Annotated in this window: 21 protein-coding genes; 2 read left to right on the forward strand and 19 right to left on the reverse strand. The window is 41.4% G+C overall.

Going from position 1 to position 23,135, the window contains the following annotated elements:
* Positions 1-83: 83 nt before the first annotated feature.
* Positions 84-1,937: a protein kinase domain-containing protein gene (locus GDK41_RS09510; protein WP_152086187.1), complete on the reverse strand. Its 1,854-nt coding sequence runs from the start codon at positions 1,935-1,937 to the stop codon at positions 84-86.
* A 55-nt stretch (positions 1,938-1,992) separates the two neighbouring features.
* Positions 1,993-3,657: a glutamine--tRNA ligase gene (gene glnS, locus GDK41_RS09515; protein WP_152086188.1), complete on the reverse strand. Its 1,665-nt coding sequence runs from the start codon at positions 3,655-3,657 to the stop codon at positions 1,993-1,995.
* Between the two features lie 230 nt (positions 3,658-3,887).
* Between glnS and GDK41_RS09520 the strand changes: the two genes are divergently transcribed.
* Positions 3,888-4,961 carry a DUF3083 family protein gene (locus GDK41_RS09520; protein WP_152086189.1) on the forward strand — a complete coding sequence of 358 codons (1,074 nt, stop codon included), beginning with the start codon at positions 3,888-3,890 and terminating at the stop codon, positions 4,959-4,961.
* A 12-nt stretch (positions 4,962-4,973) separates the two neighbouring features.
* Here the strand turns inward: GDK41_RS09520 and GDK41_RS09525 are convergent, their stop codons facing one another.
* From GDK41_RS09525 to yceD, 15 genes are all read right to left on the reverse strand, one after another.
* Positions 4,974-8,615, reverse strand: a complete 3,642-nt coding sequence (locus GDK41_RS09525; RefSeq protein WP_152086190.1) for a sensor histidine kinase — start codon at positions 8,613-8,615, stop codon at positions 4,974-4,976.
* 118 nt (positions 8,616-8,733) lie between these two features.
* Positions 8,734-10,593, reverse strand: coding sequence for an alkaline phosphatase D family protein (locus tag GDK41_RS09530; protein ID WP_152086191.1), 1,860 nt, complete (start codon positions 10,591-10,593; stop codon positions 8,734-8,736).
* On the reverse strand, positions 10,580-11,371 hold the full coding sequence (locus GDK41_RS09535; protein WP_152086192.1) for a TatD family hydrolase: 792 nt from the start codon (positions 11,369-11,371) through the stop codon (positions 10,580-10,582). Before GDK41_RS09535 ends, GDK41_RS09530 begins: the two co-directional genes overlap by 14 nt.
* A gap of 8 nt (positions 11,372-11,379) precedes the next feature.
* Positions 11,380-11,706, reverse strand: a complete 327-nt coding sequence (locus GDK41_RS09540; protein WP_152086193.1) for a PilZ domain-containing protein — start codon at positions 11,704-11,706, stop codon at positions 11,380-11,382.
* A gap of 8 nt (positions 11,707-11,714) precedes the next feature.
* Positions 11,715-12,617: a DNA polymerase III subunit delta' gene (holB, locus tag GDK41_RS09545; protein WP_442960209.1), complete on the reverse strand. Its 903-nt coding sequence runs from the start codon at positions 12,615-12,617 to the stop codon at positions 11,715-11,717.
* Positions 12,614-13,243: a dTMP kinase gene (tmk, locus tag GDK41_RS09550; protein ID WP_152086195.1), complete on the reverse strand. Its 630-nt coding sequence runs from the start codon at positions 13,241-13,243 to the stop codon at positions 12,614-12,616. Before tmk ends, holB begins: the two co-directional genes overlap by 4 nt.
* Positions 13,233-14,222: an endolytic transglycosylase MltG gene (gene mltG, locus GDK41_RS09555; protein WP_152086196.1), complete on the reverse strand. Its 990-nt coding sequence runs from the start codon at positions 14,220-14,222 to the stop codon at positions 13,233-13,235. The genes tmk and mltG overlap by 11 nt, the downstream gene beginning before the upstream one ends.
* The gene (gene pabC, locus GDK41_RS09560; RefSeq protein ID WP_152086197.1) at positions 14,219-15,004 is read right to left on the reverse strand and encodes an aminodeoxychorismate lyase; all 786 of its coding nucleotides are present in this window, start codon (positions 15,002-15,004) and stop codon (positions 14,219-14,221) included. Before pabC ends, mltG begins: the two co-directional genes overlap by 4 nt.
* Before the next feature lie 58 nt (positions 15,005-15,062).
* Positions 15,063-16,301: a beta-ketoacyl-ACP synthase II gene (fabF, locus tag GDK41_RS09565; RefSeq protein WP_152086198.1), complete on the reverse strand. Its 1,239-nt coding sequence runs from the start codon at positions 16,299-16,301 to the stop codon at positions 15,063-15,065.
* 82 nt (positions 16,302-16,383) lie between these two features.
* The gene (gene acpP / locus GDK41_RS09570) at positions 16,384-16,620 is read right to left on the reverse strand and encodes an acyl carrier protein (RefSeq protein WP_070985135.1); all 237 of its coding nucleotides are present in this window, start codon (positions 16,618-16,620) and stop codon (positions 16,384-16,386) included.
* A gap of 219 nt (positions 16,621-16,839) precedes the next feature.
* Positions 16,840-17,586 carry a 3-oxoacyl-ACP reductase FabG gene (gene fabG / locus GDK41_RS09575; protein ID WP_152086199.1) on the reverse strand — a complete coding sequence of 249 codons (747 nt, stop codon included), beginning with the start codon at positions 17,584-17,586 and terminating at the stop codon, positions 16,840-16,842.
* A 19-nt stretch (positions 17,587-17,605) separates the two neighbouring features.
* Positions 17,606-18,532, reverse strand: coding sequence for an ACP S-malonyltransferase (fabD, locus tag GDK41_RS09580; protein WP_152086200.1), 927 nt, complete (start codon positions 18,530-18,532; stop codon positions 17,606-17,608).
* Positions 18,533-18,585: 53 nt separating this feature from the next.
* A complete protein-coding gene (gene plsX, locus GDK41_RS09585) occupies positions 18,586-19,638 on the reverse strand; it encodes a phosphate acyltransferase PlsX (protein WP_152086201.1) in 1,053 nt (350 codons plus the stop codon).
* A gap of 11 nt (positions 19,639-19,649) precedes the next feature.
* Positions 19,650-19,820 (reverse strand): 50S ribosomal protein L32, encoded by a 171-nt coding sequence (gene rpmF, locus GDK41_RS09590; RefSeq protein WP_070985127.1) that lies wholly within the window; start codon positions 19,818-19,820, stop codon positions 19,650-19,652.
* A 10-nt stretch (positions 19,821-19,830) separates the two neighbouring features.
* Positions 19,831-20,355, reverse strand: coding sequence for a 23S rRNA accumulation protein YceD (gene yceD / locus GDK41_RS09595; protein WP_152086202.1), 525 nt, complete (start codon positions 20,353-20,355; stop codon positions 19,831-19,833).
* Between the two features lie 119 nt (positions 20,356-20,474).
* On the opposite strand from yceD, the gene GDK41_RS09600 reads away from it, so the two are divergent.
* The gene (locus tag GDK41_RS09600) at positions 20,475-21,074 is read left to right on the forward strand and encodes a Maf family protein (protein ID WP_152086203.1); all 600 of its coding nucleotides are present in this window, start codon (positions 20,475-20,477) and stop codon (positions 21,072-21,074) included.
* On the opposite strand, the gene GDK41_RS09605 is transcribed toward GDK41_RS09600, so the two are convergent.
* The gene (locus tag GDK41_RS09605) at positions 21,024-21,695 is read right to left on the reverse strand and encodes an HAD family hydrolase (protein ID WP_152086204.1); all 672 of its coding nucleotides are present in this window, start codon (positions 21,693-21,695) and stop codon (positions 21,024-21,026) included. The two genes, GDK41_RS09600 and GDK41_RS09605, sit on opposite strands and share 51 nt — an antisense overlap.
* Before the next feature lie 9 nt (positions 21,696-21,704).
* A complete protein-coding gene (rluC, locus tag GDK41_RS09610) occupies positions 21,705-22,658 on the reverse strand; it encodes a 23S rRNA pseudouridine(955/2504/2580) synthase RluC (RefSeq protein ID WP_152086205.1) in 954 nt (317 codons plus the stop codon).
* Positions 22,659-23,135 lie beyond the last annotated feature (477 nt).

The raw sequence follows: 23,135 nt of genomic DNA on the forward strand, positions 1-23,135 counted from the left end.
TTGCTCACCTATTGATAGAATGACAATTACTGTGAATAAAAATATAGAACTGTGCAATGGTAAATAATTCAACTTACGTAGCGTTACTTTTGACCAAGCGCTATCTCTTTGGGATTTTTTGGATAGTAATGCTCAGGCTGCTGCTCGCATAAATTAAACTCTCGAGTATTTTTATATGGCAATTTCATAAAGCCAGCAACCCCTACATCTTCAATACTCATAGCATATTGCATAATACGGCTAAGCAGTTCTTTAAACTGCACTTCTTTACTAGCATCCAGCAAACGGTAGTAGTGGTGTATTTTTAAGCGGTTCTCGAGCGACTCAAAAATGATACAACCCGTGTGATGAATTTGGTTAAGCTCAAAAACGCATTTAATAATACTCTTTGGTAACTGTAACTGCTCATCAGGGTCTTTACCATCTTCGAAATAACTGTGCGGACGAGTGAGTTCATTACTAGACACATCCACAACTGAGTAACAAAGTTCTGGCAACTTCTCAAAAATAAATGCGCCTGTATCATCCCTTTCTAATTGGATGGTCTGACGAGCATCAAATAAACAACATTTAAAGAGCCCTTTTTGAGTAATACCTTGGGCTAACATAACGGTGGCATTGATTGCATCGGTCAAAGCGGTTTGTAACTGGCTGTCATGTAGAATGAGACTTGATTCAATATACAAGGAATGTTCTTTCCAGTGAAAGCTCAAGCCCCCTACCACTGGATACTTTGCCAACCGACTAATTGAGGCTAAAAACGCTTTTTCAACATCGCCGGTATCAAACAAAAACTCTTTGTAGTATCTATCTAATTGCGCATCATTAACATCATGCAGTTGTTGCTTACTATCCGCTCTGCGCAAAAACTCTTTTCGGGAGCTGTACACAACCGTGTCAGGTTGCTCATCAGTATTACTAACCCAAAATGGAATGTTTGCCTTGGTCTCTTTTCGTGTCAAACGAGGTAAATATGCCCGAGCCATCGCAGGCATATTACGCATAAAGTAGTCGCCCGCTTGGTCTCGTGTTTGTTTGTCTTTGCTCAACATCGCATCGATCACGGAGGCAAACTCTTTGGGCAACCCTAAGCTTTTTGCAGGAATAACCTGTGAGCCAAAGCGGCAAGACTGTGCACTAGCAAGAGCGTAAATTGTAGAAGCAACTCCTTGCTCATCGAAACGAGGCGAAGATTGCGCGCCAGACATTTGTTCATCACCAATGAAGTATACATCGCCCATTCTGGCATTCGTGCTCGATATGTCTGAAGACATGAGATCCATGATGTTACTTGCTACAGGTTCACCATGTTCATCAATTTGCGCATACACTGAGCTTCCCCAGTCCACCAGCGAGAAGTTTTTTGTTTTTTCATCCCACACGATATTTGATGGCTTAATGTCACCATGCACGATAGGTTGGGGAGACATCCCGTTTCGATGAGATCGCAAGTCTCGCAATACATTGCGTAGCTTAAGCGCTAAAGCGATTAGCTCATCGGGATAAAAGCGGCCATGTTTAAGAGAGATTTTTTCTAAATCTTCACCGGGCGCGCGCTCCATCATTAAGATCCCCTGCTTTTTCACTCGTTCAAAAGCAAAAAATTTAGGCACCATAGGGTTTCGAATTTGCGATAGCATGTAGGCTTCATCTTCCAACCTATCGCGAATTGCCTGAGATAAAGTAATTCGTGAAAACTTAAATACCCATTGTTGTGCATCTGGACTGATGCCAGCAAACACAAATCCAAATGCACCCGACCCGATAATCTCTACATTGGTATAACCGAGCATTGAAAGTTGTTTTTTACAAATACTAAGCCACTGACGATGCTTTTTGGCATCGTGATGTGACAGCAAATAGATAGATTGCTGCTCATTAATGTAAAAATTATGGATGGATTTTGCGCTTTGCTTGTCGGAAGCTAGATTTTTCATTATGTCTTTCGCTAACGAAAAAGGCCGAATAACTCGGCCTTTTATAGTTGTCTGCTTAAGCGTTTTCGATTTTTGCCCAAGAATCTCTCAAACCGACAGTTTGGTTAAACACCAATTCGCTCGACTTATTATCGCGACAATAATAGCCCATGCGCTCAAACTGGAAGCCTTGTTCTGATTTAGCCTGTGCCAGTGATGGCTCAAGCTTTGCCGCAGCTATCACAACCAGTGACTCTGGGTTTAGCGTTTGTGTAAAATCTTCAGCCGCAGCGGGGTTTGGCACACTAAACAAACGATCATACTGACGAACTTGCGCTTCAACACAATGCGTTGCACTTACCCAATGAATAACACCTTTGACTTTACGACCGTCGCTTGGATTTTTACCTAACGTTTCATCATCGTATGTACAGTAGATAGTCGTAATATTACCTTGTTCATCCTCATCGAAACGCTCAGCCTTGATCACATAAGCATTACGCAAGCGCACCTCTTTACCTAAGACCAAACGCTTAAACTTCTTATTCGCTTCAACGCGGAAGTCTTCACGTTCAATATACAACTCTTTGGTGAACGGTAACTCGCGCGTTCCCATTGATTCATCCGTTGGATGATTTGGCGCAACAAGCTGCTCTACTTTATTTTCTTCATAGTTTTCTATTACAACTTTAATCGGATCAAGTACAGCCATTGCGCGCGGCGCGTTTTCATTTAAATCATCACGGATACAAGCTTCTAACATACCCATTTCGACCATGTTATCTTGCTTTGTAATACCAATACGCTTACAAAATTCACGAATTGACGCTGGCGTGTAACCACGACGACGTAAACCAGCAATAGTCGGCATACGTGGGTCATCCCAGCCTTCAACTTGCCCGTTAACTACCAGGTCGTTAAGCTTACGCTTTGACATCACCGTATACTCTAAGTTAAGACGGGAAAACTCGATCTGCTGAGGGTGGCACTCAATGCTTATATTATCTAATACCCAGTCATATAAACGACGGTTATCCTGGAACTCTAGCGTGCAAAGTGAATGTGTAATACCTTCTAATGCATCTGAAATACAATGCGTGAAATCGTACATCGGGTAAATGCACCACTTATCACCGGTTTGATGGTGATGTGCAAAGCGGATACGATATATGATTGGATCGCGCAGCACCATAAATGAGCTAGCCATATCAATTTTGGCACGCAATACGCATTCACCTTCCTTAAACTCACCATTACGCATTTTTGCAAATAACGCTAGGTTTTCTTCCACTGGAGTGTCTCTGTAAGGACTGTTCTTACCTGGCTCAGTTAAAGTACCGCGGTATTCACGTGCTTGTTCTGGTGATAGAAAACAAACATAAGCCAAGCCCTTCTCTATTAACTCAACTGCATAAGCGTGTAACTGATCAAAGTAGTTTGACGAATAGCAAATGTCACCATCCCACTTAAACCCTAACCAACTGACGTCTTCTTGGATTGATTTAACGTAATTGATATCTTCTTTTTCTGGGTTTGTATCATCAAAACGTAAGTTACAAAGACCTTGGTAGTCTTGTGCAATACCAAAGTTTAGGCAAATTGATTTCGCATGGCCAATATGTAAAAAGCCATTTGGCTCTGGTGGAAAACGCGTATGCGTCTGCTGGTGCTTACCACTGGCCAAATCAGCGTCGATAATTGTTCTAATAAAATTTGTTGGGCGATTTTCTGTTTCCGCCATGGGCATGCATTCCTCTGAAATTAGCACTGAATAACTTCGGCATTATTACAAAATCCAACGTGAACTTACAGCAAATCCTGTACTACAGGGGAAGAATTATTTGAATAGGTCACTGAGATAGTGCCTGACTTTAAAATTTCATGACACTTTTTGTTCTATCGCAATAAAAAAGCAACAAAACTGTTTTATAGTTGAGCACATAAAGTGATGTAATCCAAGGACAACTATATATGGCTTCTATGACACTCAACCGCGTCTATATTCCAACCAATGCGCGAAACAACCAGTATATTCTCGCAGAATTTAAACCAGCAGAGCAATTTTATGCTTGCTTTGATGACGTGCAAAGCTGTTACGAGCGATTATCTCGTCAGTTATTTGCTCTGTGCGATGAGTATGAGCTACATAATGTACACATGATCGCAAATGATAAACTGCCTATCGTGCGCTTTCATGAGGAATCATATTGCTTACAAACACCAAAACAAATGCTGTTTTTTTACAACCCTAAATATCATGAAGCACACAAATCGTACTGGGATGAAAACATCAAGGCCCGTAAGATATCTTTGTTATTTTTGGCTACGGGTAGCGATATTAGGGCGAATGCAGCTAACTTTCACTCACGAGTAAAGCGCACACTCGACGCACTACTTGAAACGAACAAAAATATCTCTAGTAATGAATTAAGAGTGAGAGATCACCAGCACTTAACTTACGATATTTTTGCAAAGGCCAAAGGCAATAAAGAAAGCTATGGCTATAAGCTGAGAAGTTTATATCCACGTTATCAAGCAAGGAATTGTCACCTACCAGATGCTCACTCTGAAATGACTTATGCGACTTTCAGTTTGCCTGTAACACGCGCACTTAAGACTGAATATCAGCACCTTATCAAGCAGGGTGACTACAGCCTATTTTATAGTGCCATTGAAGATGCTTTTTTATCTAGCTGTGCTGACAAACAACTGTCACTATGTGCATTTGTTGCCGATGGTCGATTACCCCTTGTTAGGAACAGTCAAATTGATAAAAACAGCGCCAATAGTGAGTTGCAAAAACTGAGCTTTGATACCGAAAGCGATAAAGTACAAACATCTTCAATATGGGAAAGCGACAAACTAGTCGACACCATGAACTTTGTTATCGTTGCACATGCATCAAACAAAAAAGATATGGGTTATGGGCGCTTTATGAATAGTGTAGAGAGCGCTATCCACGCTTTTGCAGATAAATTACGTGTTAACCCAGAAAAGCAAGACGTGAACGTTAGGTTTTTCCAGCACATCAGTTATCAGTACTAATAAAGTTCGGTGTCAATCCTCTTCAAGTTCTGTATCTTGGATTGGCACCTTAATGGTCACTTTAATACCCTTTCCTTGCTCAGAAAAACAACGTATCTCGCCTTTTAGAAGTTGAGTAACCAAATTATAGACAATATGCATTCCTAATCCACATCCGCCCTGACTCCTTTTTGAGGTAACAAATGGGTCAAAAATACTCTTAAGCATTTCTTGCGACATACCAACACCATTATCTTGATAATTTATATACCAATACTGATCATCATTCTGCAGTTCAACTTCAACTATACCTGAGGCCTTATTTTCGAAACCATGGATCACTGAATTGTTAAGCAAATTGGTCAATACTTGGTAAATAGCTCCAGCATATGTCATTAACTCAATGCCTTCACTTCCTTTAACTTGGATTTCTATACTCTTACCTTTAGTTAACGGCGCAAGTGAGGTGAATATATCTTCAACATAAGATTTTAAGTTAATTTTTCTGCAAACCTCACTCGATTGGTCAACCGCCACTTGTTTAAAATTACCAATCAAGTTTTGTGCTCGATCTAGATTTCGAAATATTAATTGGTACCCTTCCCCTTGCTCTTCGAGTGACTTGATTAAATCCTTTTGACTCAGTGTTTTACTTTTTAACTTATTAGCAACCTTTTTCATGCTCTCTTCATTGTACGTCAAAGCTGTTAGTGCAACCCCCAGTGGAGTATTGATCTCATGTGCTATTCCAGCAACTAACCCCCCTAACGACGCCATTTTTTCACTTTCTATTAACTCATCTTGTGTATGCTTCAACTCCATCATGGCCTGTTCAAGCTTTTGATTTTTCTTATAAAGCTCATCTGTTCTCATCGCTACTTTAATTTCTAGCTGTTCATTAAGCGCTTGTAAGGCATTTTCATGTTCTTTTAGTTGCGCAATGTCTTTCAAAGCACCAGCAATACGTATCGCTTGACCTGTATCGTCCCTTTTTACCACTTTTCCCCTATCTAATACCCATGCCCAATTACCTTCTAAGTCTTTAACCCTAATCGCTAGTTCGTAGCTTTGCGCATCTCCTGCAATGCAAGCCTCAACTTTTTCTTTCAAAAAAGCACTATCACTAGGATGCACAAACTGTCCAATATCACCCATAGTCATACGAGTTTGAGTAATGCCATAATCGACCCGAGGAGATACACTATGGCGGTAAATAGTGCTATTTGTAATATGCCAATCCCATAGTTCGTCACCGCTAGCCCAAAGAGATAACTCCAAGCGCTGCTGCAAATCTTGCATCTTTTTATTTGCTTGGATCACTTGTTGATAACGCTTTTGCCGAGCTCTTACAACAAGCAGTACCGTTAACAACACAATCAAAATATAGAGGGCTTTTGAGTGTTGGTTCCACCACCACGGGGCATTCACTTTAATGGCAAAACGGTGTGTTGGAGAGCGAACATTAAAACGATTTAAAGTATAAGCTTCTACAACATACTCACCAGGCTCTAAACGCAGTAAATTTACTTGTCTGACGCCGGATGCAAGCTTTAACCACTTATTACTTAGTCCTAGCACGCGATAGTAAAACTGCTGTTGATCTGAGCCATAATCCAAGCTCGAGTATTGTAAGGAAACAATATTTTCATCATGAGCAAGATGCAACTCATCCGCCAACTCCGCAGAAGTACGTAAATGTCCATCAAAGCTTGGTAACAAAGGTTTGCCTAGTAACTCTATATGACTAATCAGTAATGGTTTCTCAGCTTTATCGATATCAACTTTTTGTGGATAAAATTGATTGAACCCTTTAGCACCGCCAACAAACACTCGTCCGTCAGGTGCCAGCCATGCTGCGTTGTAATTAAATTCATTATCTTGAATGCCATCAATTGGAGAGAAGTTATGAATTGAATAATTTGCAGTATGAACTTGGCTTAACCCTCCACTACTCCCTACCCACATATGATCAAAACCATCAAAAACCAACGCCCAAATTGCTGTATTTACTAAGCCGTTTTCTTGATTAATCGTGCGCTCAACTTCAAATTCACTATTTACTATCGAAATGCCTAACTCACTCGCTATCCATACTCTTTCATACTGATCTTGTTCTATCATAAATACGATATCTGAGATCAAACCGTCCTGCGTCGATACATTTTCTAACCTGCCGTCCTTAAAACGGTATAAGCCATTACCAATCGAGCCAAACCACAGTGTTCCGGCTATGTTTTTCATGGAAGAAATGTGACTAGGCGCTTGAATTGAAGGGTGAAAGTATGGCTCTAATGTATTTTTATCGGCCACATATTTTAATAACCCAGAGGTTCTAGAGCTGATCAACAGCTCATCATTAAATTGCAACATACTGTTAAATGTCAGCTCTGGGCCATTGCCAAAGTCAGGCTTTAGGTGGTCTAAGCGAGTGCTTACAAAATCATATTTTACAACGCCATTTCCCCTGGTTGTTACCCACAGCTGCTCTTGCATAATCGAAACCTGAGTGATGAAGCTATTGTCTAGCAAATCTAGCGATGGATATAGTTTGTAGGCAGCTTCAAAGCCTTTACCGTCAAAAATAAACAGTCCACTTGAAGTACCAAACCACAGACGGTTCTGTTTATCTATTGCAAAGCTACGAATATCAGGACTAGATAAAGGAGAATGCGGATAATTATATTGACCCACGTGTCCGAATGATTCACTGAGCTGACTCAAAAAATGTAATCCTCGAGTTTCAGTACCAAGCCAAAGATCTTGATTGGTATCTCTCATCACTGTGATCACATTATTATCCAACAAACCATTCGTTTGCATACTGCGTTTATACCAATGGTTAATCAAATGGCCTTGTCTATCTAGTAAATACAAGCCATTGTTAGAAGTAACTAACACCTCATCGGCATTAACGATAACGTTATGTAATGTAATATTCGAGTCACTCGTAAAACTTCTCGACCAAAGCACTCGTTCATATAGCGTGTCGTAATTAACAAGCTGTTGCATTTTACTGATCAGTACCACTCTCTGTGCAGAAAAACTCATTTTTTCATACTCACCCCCAAGTAAAAGTACCGCTTCACTCGATTGCTTAATATATTTCATCAAGCCTTGTTCGCTTAAATAATAATATGCATCGCTGCGCTCAACGACATTACGAATAAAGCGTCCTGGCAAACTTATTTTGCTCGGCTTCAACGAAGTTTGATTGACCTGGTAAACGTGACTATCTTCAAGTGAAACAACTACATTTGGGCCGTTACAATCTAATGAAATAACACGATCAGAGGCGATTTCTGAATATTGTTCAGACAAAAAAGAGGTAAAATGCCCGTGGGTACTATGATAAACACTCAGACCGGTGCGTGTGCCTATCCAAACTTTATCAGCACTGATACACAAATCGGTGACAAAGCCACCCGCTAAGCTTTTATTATCTTGCTGTTTGGGCTTAAACTGCATAAATTCATGGCCGTCAAACCGATTCAATCCAGCTTGAGTCCCAGCCCAAATGTAGCCATATTGGTCTTGTGCAAGCGCAGTCACAGTTACTTGGCTTAAACCGCTGTTGTAGTCATAGTGGCGCATTATCTGCGCGGTATCAGAAAACTGAGGCACAGCAAACGCGACATTGACAACAAATACAAAGTACAGACACCATTTGTATTGCATAGGCTAAACAAGGCAGAGGGCTTTAACTAAATATAGCAAATAGTTAGTAGTTATAAAGGCGCGGTTATAATCTCTAAACCTATTTTTGAGCAACAGTCATTAACTGTGCAATTAGCTATTAATCGGTATCCAATGAAAACTCTTGAATTCTGCCGCCAGGATGAAGTAACTGGTAGCGAACAAGCTTGGCTTCCTCTAAGGTGATCAAACTAATGGCACTATCTGACACCAAATAAGGCTGCTTCGCGGCGTCGCATTGTAACGGATGTTTATTTACCTCCATATGCCAACGTTTTGTAAAATAGTTGAGGGGGCTCCACGGGGCATAGAAAATTGAGTCCAACTTATCTAAAAGATTTATGAGCTTTTTTGGGAATTCATTTTTTATACCTGATGCTGTTAATTGCCAGATCCTATTATGATGTTTACCAAATCGGCTTTGTACAGAAAAACAAAATGAATAATGCACGTCACCCGATAAAATAATTGTTTCTTTAGGTGTGTCGGGGCGTCTAAATATTTCGAGTAGCTTACGTGCAGAACCCTCATGTGCCATCCAATTTTCAACATCTACCAATAATGGCTGGCCAAAGAAGTTAAAAATAGACTGAATCGCTTCAATTGATTTCACACCAAATACTGGCGCTGGCGATACCAAAATAACTTCTTTATGATCAACTAATGTGTCTTCCAATTCCATCAGCATTTCCCAGTCAAGCAAACCACTGGGTTCATTAAAGTTTTGCTCGTTTCGCCATCGATGCGTGCGAGTGTCCATCACAACCACTTTGGGGGTGGTGTCTAAGCAATAGTGCCAGCTCGAAAAACGATTAATGGCTTTGTCCAGCGACTTAAATTGCCAACTGTCGACCTCGAGGCTGCGTTCAAATTCCGCACATAAGCTGCCACTATTAAGCATTGCGTCATTACCCAGCCCTTGAAACAGCCAGTAACTCAACAATCCGCTATTAATTATCCTTCGACTACTCTTATGTTCAGCAATGGCCTGCTCCCATCGGGCAGTCAAATTCCAATCATCTGTCACATCATGATCGTCAAACATCATAAGCGTTGGGACATTGGCAAAAAGCCGCTGAGCTTTAGGTAAATCTTCAATGAACTGCTCAAGCGCTTTTGCTTGAGCCGTGAATGATTTAACAAACTTAGGATTGGTGCCTTGATATATCAATTTTTCACGATCAATCAGTTGCCAACACGCCGCACCAAAATTTAGTAGATAGCACGCAACAAACTCTTGAAAATAGATTAAATGGTTGCCTGCACTTAGACTTGTAAAATGGGCTTCGCCACGCTTGAACCAGTAACTGAAGCTGTATTTTGGACACGCCTGCCAAGGAGTCTTGGGCAAAAATTGATGTCGATTAAACAACTGCTGCTGAATATCTTCAGGTAGTTCAGTAATGTGGGCCTGCTCTTTGTAAAGACCTAAGCAGTCAATTAGCTGACTAATCGCTAACAACATCGGACCGGCAACATCATCGGCATAAATCTGATCACCCGACATTAACAGCAAGCTTGGCGACAGTACTCCTGTTTCCTTACAGTTATTAATTAAAGTATCAGCAGCAACCAGACTGTCTCTGCTTGGATGGTGTGGGTTACGACATGAGCCGTGCAAAACCTGCTGCAATTGTTTTGGAACAATACACTGTGTAGTAGCTTGAGAGGGGTATGTGTAGTCACTAAGATCAACAACATTATCATCAAATAATAACTGATAATCCAGCGCGGTATCGGCAACAAATAACCCAGAGTTAGGGCGCACTAATAAAATGTGAAAAAAACAGTGCGTGCCTAAACGAAAAGTTTTTTGCTCAGTTTGACACTGATACCCAGAAACCTCTGCAGACAACTTACCATAAGTACTGGTAACCAGTTGTATGCAAACTTGGCCCTGCTCAGCTCGTCTAAGCATCGGGCCAAGTAATAATTGAGGTAACGCTTTAGCGCACTGCATCCGCGCGAAGTGCCAGGCTAAATAGGTTATAAAAGTTATCGGTGGTAGATTTTGCTAGTTCTTTGTAAGTAATACCTTTTAAGTTAGCAATATAATATGCAACATCTTGAACATAGGCTGGTTGGTTAGTTTTACCACGATGAGGAACAGGTGCTAAGTATGGAGAGTCAGTTTCAATCAATAACCTATCTAAAGGAATTTGTTTAACCACTTCTTTTAGCTCAACTGCATTTTTAAACGTTACAATGCCCGAAATAGAGATGTAAAACCCTAAATCTAAAGCTTGCTTTGCCATTGCCCAATCTTCTGTAAAGCAATGCAGTACGCCACCACAATTTTGCGCATTATGCGCTTTCATCAAGTTAATCGTATCAGCTTTGGCATCGCGAGTATGAATGATTAAGGGCTTATTAAGTTCGTTGGCCACTTCTATATGGCCCACAAAACTATCTTGCTGTACTTTATGCGTGTCCTGAGAATAATAGTAATCCAAGCCAGTTTCACCAATAGCGACAACTTTAGAGTGGTTCGCCAATGCACTTAATCTTGCTTTATCTAACACATCTTTTTGATCTAGCGGGTGAACACCGCATGATGCTGAAACATCATCATACTCGCTGATAGCATCAAGCATACTGGGAAACTGGTCAAGTGTGACGCTGACACATAAAAAGTGTTCAACTTGCTTAGCACGTGCAGCCTCTAATACCGCTGGTAACTGTTGGCCAAGCTTTTCAAAATCAAGCCTATCTAAATGGCAATGTGAATCTACAATCATAACTACTCTTACATGGTGTAGGTGGGTTTATCAGAGTTTAGGGATGTTCCCAACTGCTTAATAATTCTGTCATTAACTCTATCAGGGTCTTCAACAAAACTCACACCGGCGCCTGGTGGATTTGAGTTTTGCGCACCTTGAGGCGTTATCCAGACAACTTTTCCAACAATTTGATGATCTTCAAGCTCGTCAGGTAAGGTAACTCGCAAAGTTACACTCTGTCCCAATTCAAACCGCGCATTACTTTTTACAAACAAACCGCCTTGCTTTAACGTTGCCATGTAACAGCGATATAGTTCATCTAAATCTTGAAGGTCTATAAGCAATTCTTGCACTGGACATCCTATTTGAAAGTACTTTTTAAAGTGTTGACTAACTTACTAAGCGCTAGAGGCTGGTTCAACCCCAATACCTGTGTGTTATCAGACATAAACTGATACAACGCGTTTTGTGCTTCATTATACGCTTGCAACGCAAGGCCATTTATTAACTTGGCCTTTAGTTGTTTCTGAATGAACAAACATAATATATTAACCAAGTCTGGATAATCACTCAGTATTTTCTGCGCTGATGCAAAATTATGACTTGCTTTAATATCACATGCAAATTTGTAAAGCGTATCAATATGCGCTAACTGTTCATTTAAATACCACTGCTGAACAATTAATGGCTGCTGTGAAAAGTCAGCTAACCAAGGATAACTGATTTCTTGTGGTAACTGTGCCACCAACCACTCACTTGCCAACCTTTTATCACCAACAGCGACTTGTACTTTAGCGCAACGACTTAAAATAGTTGCCGACAACTGGCTTATATCATCGCATGTCAACAGCAGGTACCGCCCTACATTAGGCTCCTCAAGCGTTTTTAACAGTGCATTGGCCGCAGAGTGTGTCATTTTATGCGCGTTTACAATCACAGCAACTTTATTGCCCCCTTGTTGCGCCGAATGATGAACAAAACTCGCTAACTCTCTTATTGCATCTACCGATATACTCTGACCTTGTGATGTGATCATTAACAAATCAGGGTGTGTATTTGCTTCAAATAACGTACAACTTTTACACTCACCACACCTAACAAGCTGCTGATGATGCTCGCACAACAATGCTTGAGCAAGCTCTATCGCCAGTGCTTGTTTACCAACGCCAGCTAAACCATGTAACAATTGCGCATGATGAAACCTTTGTTGACGTTGACTTTGCACTAATTGCTGCCACACTGGCTCATGCCACACATACATCAGGCATTAACTCGCTTATAAAACTGCTCGAGCGCAACTAAAATATCTGCATGCACTTTTTCAATAGTCTGATCCGCATTAATTACGACACATTGCTCGTCTGCTTGCGCCAATTGTAAATATCGTGCTCGAGTTCGCTCAAAGAAGCTTAAAGCTTCTAATTCAATTCTATCTAATTCGCCACGCCCTTTTGCGCGCGCTAGACCCACTGACGGCGGAATATCTAAATAAATGGTTAAGTCAGGCTTAAGTCCTTGTAACACAATATTAGACAAAGCTTTAAGCGTATCCGCAGGCAAACCTCGGCCACCTCCTTGATAGGCTTGAGATGACATATCATGTCTATCCCCAAGCACCCACTTGCCTTGCGTCAATGCAGGTCGAATAACATTGTGCAACAACTGTGCTCTTGCAGCATACATCAACAATAACTCGGTTTCACTGGCTACTAATTCTTCATGCTGTTGTTTTATGAGACTTCGCAATGACTCAGCCAATGCGGTACCACCGGGCTCTCTAGTTTGTACAAAGTCAACCTTGTGTTGCTGTAAAAATTGTTGGCATATTGCCATCGCTGTTGACTTTCCGGCACCTTCTAAGCCCTCAATTACGATAAATTTAGCTGTCATTGTTTCTCTTTAAAATATATTTTTGCACCGCTTGATTATGTTCTCGCAAGCTTTTTGAAAACTGATGCTGCCCGTCACCTTTTGATACAAAATAATAAAATGGAGTTTCAGCTGGCTGCGTAGCGGCATATATTGCATCAGCAGAAGGCATTGCGATAGGTGTTGGAGGCAACCCCTTTATTCTATAAGTATTGTAAGGCGTGTACTGCTTTAAATGGCTGCGTTTTATATCTCCATCAAATGTCTCTCCAAGACCATAAATCACTGTTGGATCAGTTTGCAAGCGCATCTTTTTATTCAATCGATTGACGAACACCGACGCTATGGTATTTCGCTCTGGCGCATAGCCTGTTTCTTTTTCGATAATAGACGCGAGGATCAGTGCTTGATAAGGTGACTCAAGCGGCAATTGGCTGACTCGCTGTTGCCATGCTTGTGCTAATACCTTTTGCATTTTTAGGTTTGCTCGCATAAGTAAAGAAGCAGCATTAGAATATGCTTCATAATGATACGTCTCAGGTAAGAACCAGCCCTCAGGAGAAGTATCCATTTTTAGCGCTGTCTGCAGTTGCTGCTTATCCTCTGGAACAGTCAGATATGGACTTTTCGCAAGTTTACGAAAAACATCATCAAACGTCTCACCTGCAATAATGGTAAAAGCGAATTGCTTTTGCTCACCACGATGTATTTTTGCTATGGCCTCTAGCACTCTAAGTCCGCGCAATTCATATACTCCCGCTTTTAGCTGAAATTGTCGCGGCAAAAATTTAGAGTAAATCTGATATTTTAAACATGAGCGAATATACCCTCGCTTTTGCCAATCGTTACAAAGGCGGTTAAAGCCCACTCCTGCTTCTACTTCGTATAAATCAGTATCTATGTTAATCGGTTCATTGTGTATGGTATCGAGTTGATAAACCAGAAACCCGCCAATTATCAACAACGAAAATACAACCGTCAGTAATATTCTTTTTATCATAACTTGCCTGACTCTAATTGAGTTTTAAGCTGTTTTGCAAGAGAAAGATCAAACTGATATGCACCAATCGAGTCAACAAAAACTAAGCCGAGTAAACTATTACAAACAAATAAGGCATCTAACTTGGTCAGTGCCTTTTGAGTTAATGATATCCTTTCAATCTTATTTAATGCACTTAGATGGCGCAGGTATACGCCCTCAATGCCACAGTTATCTAGCTTAGGTGTAAACGCCTTACCATCTTTGACCCCGATGATATTTCCAATGGACGTTTCAATTACCTGTTCATGTATATCGCACACCAATACATCATCGCAGTCGTATTCTGCTGCATCGTGTTTGATTAAAACTTGTTCTAAGCGGTTAAGCGTTTTTAACCCTGCCAGCAATGGTTGATGACCAAGTTTTATGCTACTAAATTGCAAACGTAAACCACGGTTTTGTAGGTCACTATAGTTTTTTGGGTAATCCGATGTTTGAATTACAACACTGGGTACAGCGTCATTTGGGGGTAAGTAGCCCCTGCCGCCCGAGCCACGTGTTATCATCACTTTCAAAACACCATGGGTGATATGTTGAGAGGCTTCATTGCAGATAGCATCAAGATGCAACCAATCTATCGACGGGAAATACAAACGCTGTTGGCAATGTTTTAAGCGCTCTTTATGAAGTTGCCATAGCAAGATTTCGCCGCTTTTAACTTGCGCTGTCGTAAAAAAACCATCGCCATATAACAGCCCTCGATCCAAAGTTGATATCGAATCAGCTTGAATAATTTCCATATGTCACCCACAAAAAAGCCCGGCTATGCCAGGCTCTTCATCTTATGCCTAACTGGCATTATACCTTTTTAAATAGCAACGAGCCATTGGTTCCACCAAAACCAAATGAATTACACAATGCGTATTCTAGTTTGGCGTCTCTGGCTGTATGAGGCACATAATCCAGATCACACCCTTCATCAGGGTTATCTAGATTAATCGTTGGAGTGACTTGTTGGTTAACCAAAGATAGCGCAGTAATGATTGACTCAACGGAGCCCGCAGCACCAAGTAAATGTCCCATCATTGATTTAGACGAGCTAACCATCACTTTACTGGCTGAGTCTCCAAAGATTGACTTAACAGCTTGTGTTTCTGCTTTGTCTCCAGCGTGCGTAGATGTGCCGTGCGCATTGATATAGCCCACCTGCTCAGCATTCACACCAGCATCGTTTAAAGCATTTTCCATCGCTAAGGCTGCACCAGCGCCATCTTCTGGGGGTGACGTCATGTGATATGCGTCTCCACTCATGCCAAAACCTACTAATTCAGCATAAATTTTAGCCCCACGCGCTTTGGCGTGTTCGTACTCTTCAAGCACCATCACACCAGCCCCATCAGCTAAAACAAACCCATCACGGTCTTTGTCCCAAGGGCGAGATGCAGCTTGCGGGTCATCGTTACGTGATGACAGAGCACGTGCGGCACAAAAACCACCCATACCTATCGGAGTAGACGCTTTCTCTGCACCACCAGCTACCATGGCATCAGCGTCGCCATATGCAATCATACGGGCTGCATGGCCAATATTGTGTAAGCCAGTCGTACATGCTGTAACGATTGAAATATTTGGGCCGCGTAGGTTGTGCATAATCGACAAGTGACCTGAGATCATATTGATAATGGTCGATGGCACATAAAATGGAGATAATTTACGAGGTCCACTATTTAGAAGTTTAATGTGGTTTTCTTCAATTAAAGTTAAACCACCAATCCCTGAGCCAACAGCCACGCCAACTCGATGGGCATTTTCATCAGTCACTTCAAGACCGGAATCTTTAATTGCTTGCACACCCGCGGCAATACCATACTGGATAAACAAATCCATTTTCTTGGTTTCTTTTTTAGCCATGTATTGGGTGGCATCAAAGTCGTTGACTAGGCCTGCAAATTTGGTTGAAAAAGCTGATGTATCAAAGTGAGTGATGTTTTCGATGCCGCTACGGCCATCTAATAAGCCCTGCCAGGTTGATGCTACATCATTACCCAGCGGCGTCAACATACCCAAGCCAGTTACTACGACTCGACGTTTAGCCACGGTTTCCTCCAAAAAGGGATTATTATTTTATGAGGGGATAAAAAAACTAAGGGCAGCGAGCGCTGCCCCGAGTATTCGCTAATTACTCAGCGTGAGCAGTAACGTAATCGATCGCTGCTTGAACAGTAGTGATTTTCTCTGCTTCTTCATCAGGGATCTCAGTATCGAACTCTTCTTCAAGAGCCATTACAAGTTCAACTGTATCTAGAGAGTCAGCACCTAAATCGTCTACGAAAGACGCTTCAGACTTCACTTCTTCTTCTTTAACACCTAGTTGCTCGATAATGATTTTTTTTACGCGTTCTTGAATATCGCTCATTCTTCTTTCCTTTATTAAAACGCATTTGCGTTATTTTCAGATTGCGGCGTAGTTTACGGCGCATAATACTGTGATTCAAGGATTTGCTCAGATATTTTTATCTGGTCAAACCTCTTAGTTAATATTTTCTACTTTTATCGCTTATTTTCATAGCAATTTCAAGTAAGTTTGCAGCAAGATCACAAAAAATTAAAACAACAAATTGTGATCTTTGCAATGTTATACCATGTACATCGCGCCATTTACGTGCAATGTCTCACCAGATACGTACGCAGCAGCGTCAGACGCTAAATAACACACTGCCGCAGCAATCTCTTCTGGTTGGCCCAAACGTCCCGCAGGAACATTTGCTAACGTAGCTGCTTTTTGTTCATCGGTTAACTCATCTGTCATATCTGTTTGGATAAAACCAGGTGCAATGACATTAACGGTGATACCACGAGAAGCAACTTCGCGTGCCAACGACTTTGAAAAACCAATCACGCCAGCTTTGGCGGCTGCATAATTAGCTTGTCCTGCATTGCCCATAGTGCCAACAACCGAACCAATGTTAATAATGCGTCCTGATTTTTTCTTCATCATCGGACGTAACACTGCTTTTGACAAACGATATATTGAGCTTAGATTAGTATCAATAATATCGTCCCATTCATTATCTTTCATGCGCATTAGCAGATTATCGCGTGTAATACCCGCATTGTTTACTAACACATCAATATCACCGAGATCGGCTTTCACTGCAGCTAATGTGTTCGCAATTGAGTCGGCATCTGTCACATTTAGCGCATAACCTTTACCATTATCAGCCAAATATTCACTGATTTTTTCAGCGCCCGATTCACTTGTCGCCGTCCCAGCTACTTTCGCGCCTTGTGCAACCAAAGCATTGGCTATTGCTTTACCAATGCCACGACTGGCACCTGTTACTAAAACCACTTTACCTTCTAATGAAAATAGTTTACTCATCGTCCTAAGTCTTCTCTTATTATTGTGCCGTTGATATAGATGTAGTGTCATTCACTGCACTACAAGCAACTGATTTATCAATACGTTTTACCAACCCAGTGATCACTTTCCCTGGTCCAAACTCATAAGCTTGCTCAATTCCCTGTTTAGCGATTAACTGTACCGTCTCTGTCCATCTCACAGGGCTGTATAATTGTCGAATTAAAGCATCTTTAATTTCTTGCTCTGAACCTGCTACTGCCACATCAACATTATTAATAACATCACATAATGGTGTATTGAAATCTAGCTTATTTAAATCCTCAGCAAGCTTATCTGCCGCAGGCTTCATCAAAGCGCAGTGTGACGGTACACTTACTGCTAATGGTAATGCACGCTTTGCACCAGCTGTTTTACAGGCTTCTGATGCACGTTCAACCGCCTCTTTATGACCAGCAATAACCACTTGACCTGGAGAGTTGTAGTTCACAGGAGAGACAATTTGATCTGCGGCAGAGTCCGCGCACGCCTTCTCAATAGCATCGTCTTCAAGACCTATAATGGCGGCCATTGAACCGACACCCGCAGGGACTGCCTCTTGCATATATATTCCACGCTTTTCAACTAAGGTTACAGCATCAGCCAAAGACATGACCCCTGCACACACTAATGCTGAATATTCACCTAAGCTATGGCCTGCCATAATCACATCTTTTTCTTGGTTGTTTTGCAACCAGTGTCTATAGATAGCAACACTTGAAGTCAATAATGCAGGCTGCGTGCGATGGGTTTGATTAAGCTCTTCTTCTGGTCCGGTCAAAACCAAAGCGGCAAGGTCATAACCAAGTGCCGATGATGCCTCAGCAAAAGTTTGCTTAACAATATCTGATGATTCTAATAGTTCTGACAACATACCAACGGTTTGCGACCCTTGGCCAGGAAACAAAAGTGCTATTTTTTGTGACATATAGTGCTCTTCTAATAATAGTTACGCCACGTAAATTTTATGCAGCAAACAACTTACTTGCTGATAGACGATGGCGGATGTTCTGATTTTGATGCAATCTGCTCAAATGTAGCTTGAATTTTCTCAGGAATACGACGTTCGACTTCTCTTGCAGCTTCCTCAATCGCAGCGAGAAATGCTTTATTCGAAGCATTTCCATGGCTTTTCACAACAATACCCCGCAATCCTACCAAACTTGCGCCGTTATACTGGTCGGGGTTCACCCTTTTATACAGCTTTTTTATTATTGGGCGTAGTGCAAACGCAAGTAAACGATAAAAAACGTGCTTTTTGAGGGCTTTTGTAAACTTGTGCATAATAAGTTTAGCAATGCCTTCACACGTTTTAAGTGCAACATTGCCCACAAATCCTTCGCACACGATAACATCAGCTTTTCCAGTAAACATATCGCTGCCCTCGCAATATCCCTGGTAATTAATATGCTCTGATGCCTTCATCAATAATGCTGCTTGCTTAATGCCTTCATGCCCTTTTATGTCTTCAGAGCCAATATTCAGTAAGCACACTTTTGGCTCGCTAATACCCAACGCTTGTCCTGCAACGATAGAGCCCATGATCCCAAACTCAAATAGTGTTTGTGCGTCACAGTGCACGTTTGCACCCAAATCAAGTAAATAAACGGGCTGCTTTTTCTCGGTGGGAACTGACGATATCAAAGCTGGTCGTTTTATACCCGGCAACATTTTTAATACATAATGTGCCATAAAGAATAGCGCGCCTGTATTGCCGGAGCTAACACAAGCTTGGGCTTCGCCTGATTTCACCAAATCCAATGCAACGCGCATAGAAGATGCTTTTTTGTTTCTTAATGCCAGCGCAGGCTCACAGCTGTTGGTAACAACTTCTGGACAATGTTTGATGACTAACCGGGGATGGTTAAGAGAATCGAGTTTACTTAGACCTTCGTTGATAACTGCTTCGTTACCACAAAGAAGTAGCATTATATTGGGGTGCTTGTTTACAGCGGCGACCGCTGCGGGGATAGATGAACGGGGGCCGTAATCGCCCCCCATCATATCTAACGCTATGGTTAGATGAGTCAGCATAAAGCAATCTCTTAGTTAGAAATTACTTTAACGCCTTTGTAGTAACCATCTGCAGTCACGTGGTGACGACGGTGAGTCTCACCTGAAACTTGATCTACAGTTAAAGCTGGTCCACTGATTGCATCGTGTGAACGACGCATGCCACGACGTGCGCGAGACTTTTTGCTTTTTTGTACTGCCATTAGCCTTCTCCTAAGAATCTTTCTTAAGTTGTTTTAAAATTTCAAATGGATTTGGTTTGTTCTCTTGCGACTCTATCTCTCCAAAGCTGGCAGGCTTTTCAGAGTAAGTGCATGATGCTTCGTCGTGCATAGGAACTATAGGAATTGCCAAAATCATTTCGTCTTCTATAAGTTGACGAAGGTTGATTTCACCTTCTTCATTAAGCTCTACCACATCGTAGCAATCGGGAAGATCATCTGACTCTGAACCTAATCCAACTGGAGAATAAGCAAAGTCTTGTACCAAATCCAACCCTAATTCATCATTACATCGCTGACAAATAACAGTAAGGTGCGCGCGAATGGTTCCGCTAACAACAACTAACCCTTGCTCATCATTTTTGCAATGAATGTTTACCGCTATTTCACCTGTTTGATCTTGTACAACTTGCTCTAAACGAGATAGTTCTTCAAGCTGTACAACTCCGTCATAAGTTAGACGACGTTGCGCGGCTCTACAAGGATCAAGGGTGATGGGAATTTTCACCTTTTGCATAGGGGCTGCATCATATAGATAGTTAGTGCCTGAGTCAAAATAAAAATCAAACTTTCCTTTGTTTTTCGCGTTATTGCGACCTATCCTAGCCACACATTTAAATTGACTTGCGAGTATTTATGGAAATACCTCTTATTCTAGCCTCAAGTTCACCATACAGGCAGTCTATTTTAAAAAAATTTAACTTACCTTTTGAAAGTTTTTCGCCTGATATTGACGAAAGCCCATTAGCAAATGAAAGCGCTGAACAGTTAGTGATCAGATTAAGTGAGTCTAAGGCACGCAGTGCCGCACAATTCTATTCAAAGGGATTAGTAATAGGCTCTGATCAAGTTGCTGTGCACAACAATCAAATACTCGGGAAACCTCATAATAAAGAAAATGCGATTGCACAATTAAGCCGTTTTAGTGCAACAAAAGTAACATTTTTAACTGGCCTGTGTGTTTACGATATAGAAAGAGGAATAAGTAAAACAATTGTTGAGCCATTTTATGTGTATTTCAACACATTATCTCCATTACAAATAGAGGCTTATTGCGATGCCGAACAACCCTATCAATGTGCTGGCAGTTTCAAAAGTGAGGGGTTAGGTATTTGCTTATTTGAGAAACTCGAAGGAGACGACCCTAATAGTTTAATCGGTCTCCCTCTGATCAAGCTAAATCAATTACTCGCAGAGCATGGGTTCGATGTGTTGGCGCGGCAAAACCGAAGCTAGCTGTTCGTAATTGGCGCAAACAGCTTTTGCATGAGTTTGTGACAGAGCGGCTTCGCTCGCCGCTCCACAACTCATGGCTATTGCATCTATACCTGCATTTTCAGCTAACTTCATATCCAATAAGGAGTCACCAATCATTACTGCATCTTTTGCTGATACATTTAATTGTTGTAATAACTGATAAATCATATCTGGATTTGGTTTTGACTTTGCTTCGTCTGCGGTACGTGTAGCCACAAAGTAGTTTCTCAGCCCCGTTAATTCAAACATCCGCTCCAAACCTGCTCGCCCCTTACCTGTCGCAACCGCCAACAAAATACCTTGGCTGTGCAAAGACTGTATGTATTGTTCAGCACCTTCAAATAACGGCGTTGGTGTATTATCAACGTGTTTATATTGATATTGGTACGCTTCAACGAGCGCAGGCCAATGCGCACGCTCATTTGGAAATAACGTAGCTACAGCCTTATCTAATGACAAACCAATAATTGCAGCAGCTTGTGGAGCACTTGGCACTGCTACACCCACATTTTCAGCCGCAAGTTTAAGCGTATTAACTATTTTTGGCACTGAATCCATCACAGTGCCATCCCAATCAAATATAACGAGCTTATAACGCATACATCTTTCCTATTCTTCCCTTAACGTTTTTAAGCAATTTTTCAGCGCTTTATCCAACGGTGCTTCTACATACATGGTTGTTTCATTTTTAGGATGGAAAAAGCGTAAATCATGTGCATGCAAGAACAAACGACTCAACCCACGACTACGCATTTTTGCGTCAAACACTTGATCGCCATACTTATCATCGCAAGCTATCGGATGACCTTTACATTGAGTATGAACACGAATTTGATGCGTTCGCCCAGTCACCGGCGACGCTTGTACCAATGTACAATCAGAAAAACGCTCTAATACTCTAAAACGAGTATGCGATGGCTTGCCCTGCTCTTCATCGACACGCACAACTCGCTCACCTGATTGCAGCGTATTCTTTCTCAATGGTTCCGTCACATTCTTAACTTTTGCCGCCCACTCACCACTAACGAGTGCCCAGTAGTTTTTTTCCATCGTTTTTTCACGTAGCTGCTCATGAAGTCCCTTAAGAATCGAGCGTCGCTTTGAGATAAGCAAACAACCTGAGGTATCTCTATCAAGACGATGGACAAGTTCTAAGCTTTTTTCATCCGGTCTTAAGACTCTTAGTGCTTCAATCAACCCATAACTTAAACCACTTCCTCCGTGCACCGCCATACCTGAAGGCTTATTTATAACTATCAGGTACTTATCTTCAAATATAATGGCGTCTTCTAAGGCTGAAATCTTATCAAGGTTACGAGGAACAAACTCTTCTCGTTCCGCAACTTTAATTGGAGGTATGCGCACAAGATCATCTTGCTGTAGCCGATAGACTGGTTTTACACGCTTCTTATTTACGCGAACTTCACCCTTGCGCAAAATCTTATACACCGCACTCTTTGGTACGCCTTTTAAATGGGTTACCAAAAAGTTATCTATACGTTGACCTTCTTGGTCTTCGGTAATAGTAACAAAGCTAACTTTTAAACCGGACTTTTCTGACATTGCCTAATCACTGATTTGAGTAATAATTTAGTTGCTATCACGAGGGTATTAATGGGATAATCGGCTCGCGATTTTGCGAAACCGCTTTTTTATCGCAAAATACTAATCGTGAAGCACATCTGGGTGTCAGATCATACAGATTGAAGCTTGGATTTCCAAAGCTTTTGTCACACTCATATAAACACGTGCATTTAACCCCTTGTGATGAGCGTAATAGATCACAAGTAGCGTTAAGCGCGATTAAACCAAAAAAAAGCAAGAAATAAAGATATTTGTCTGATAGTTAACAGTATTGAGCTATTTAGCCCGTGCGAAAAACCAAATGCAAAATGCATTGCCCAACGTGTATTGTGAAAGCAGAATAAGCGCCACTTACACTGGTTGTTGAGGCAAGGTTAATGTGAATTGTTCCCGCTTTCTCCAGTCGTGAGACTGTATCTAAACCAATGGAACACTAAATCTGCTCGTACTAGAGAC

Origin of the sequence: Pseudoalteromonas sp. A25, from assembly GCF_009176705.1 — a bacterium.
Lineage (GTDB): Bacteria > Pseudomonadota > Gammaproteobacteria > Enterobacterales > Alteromonadaceae > Pseudoalteromonas.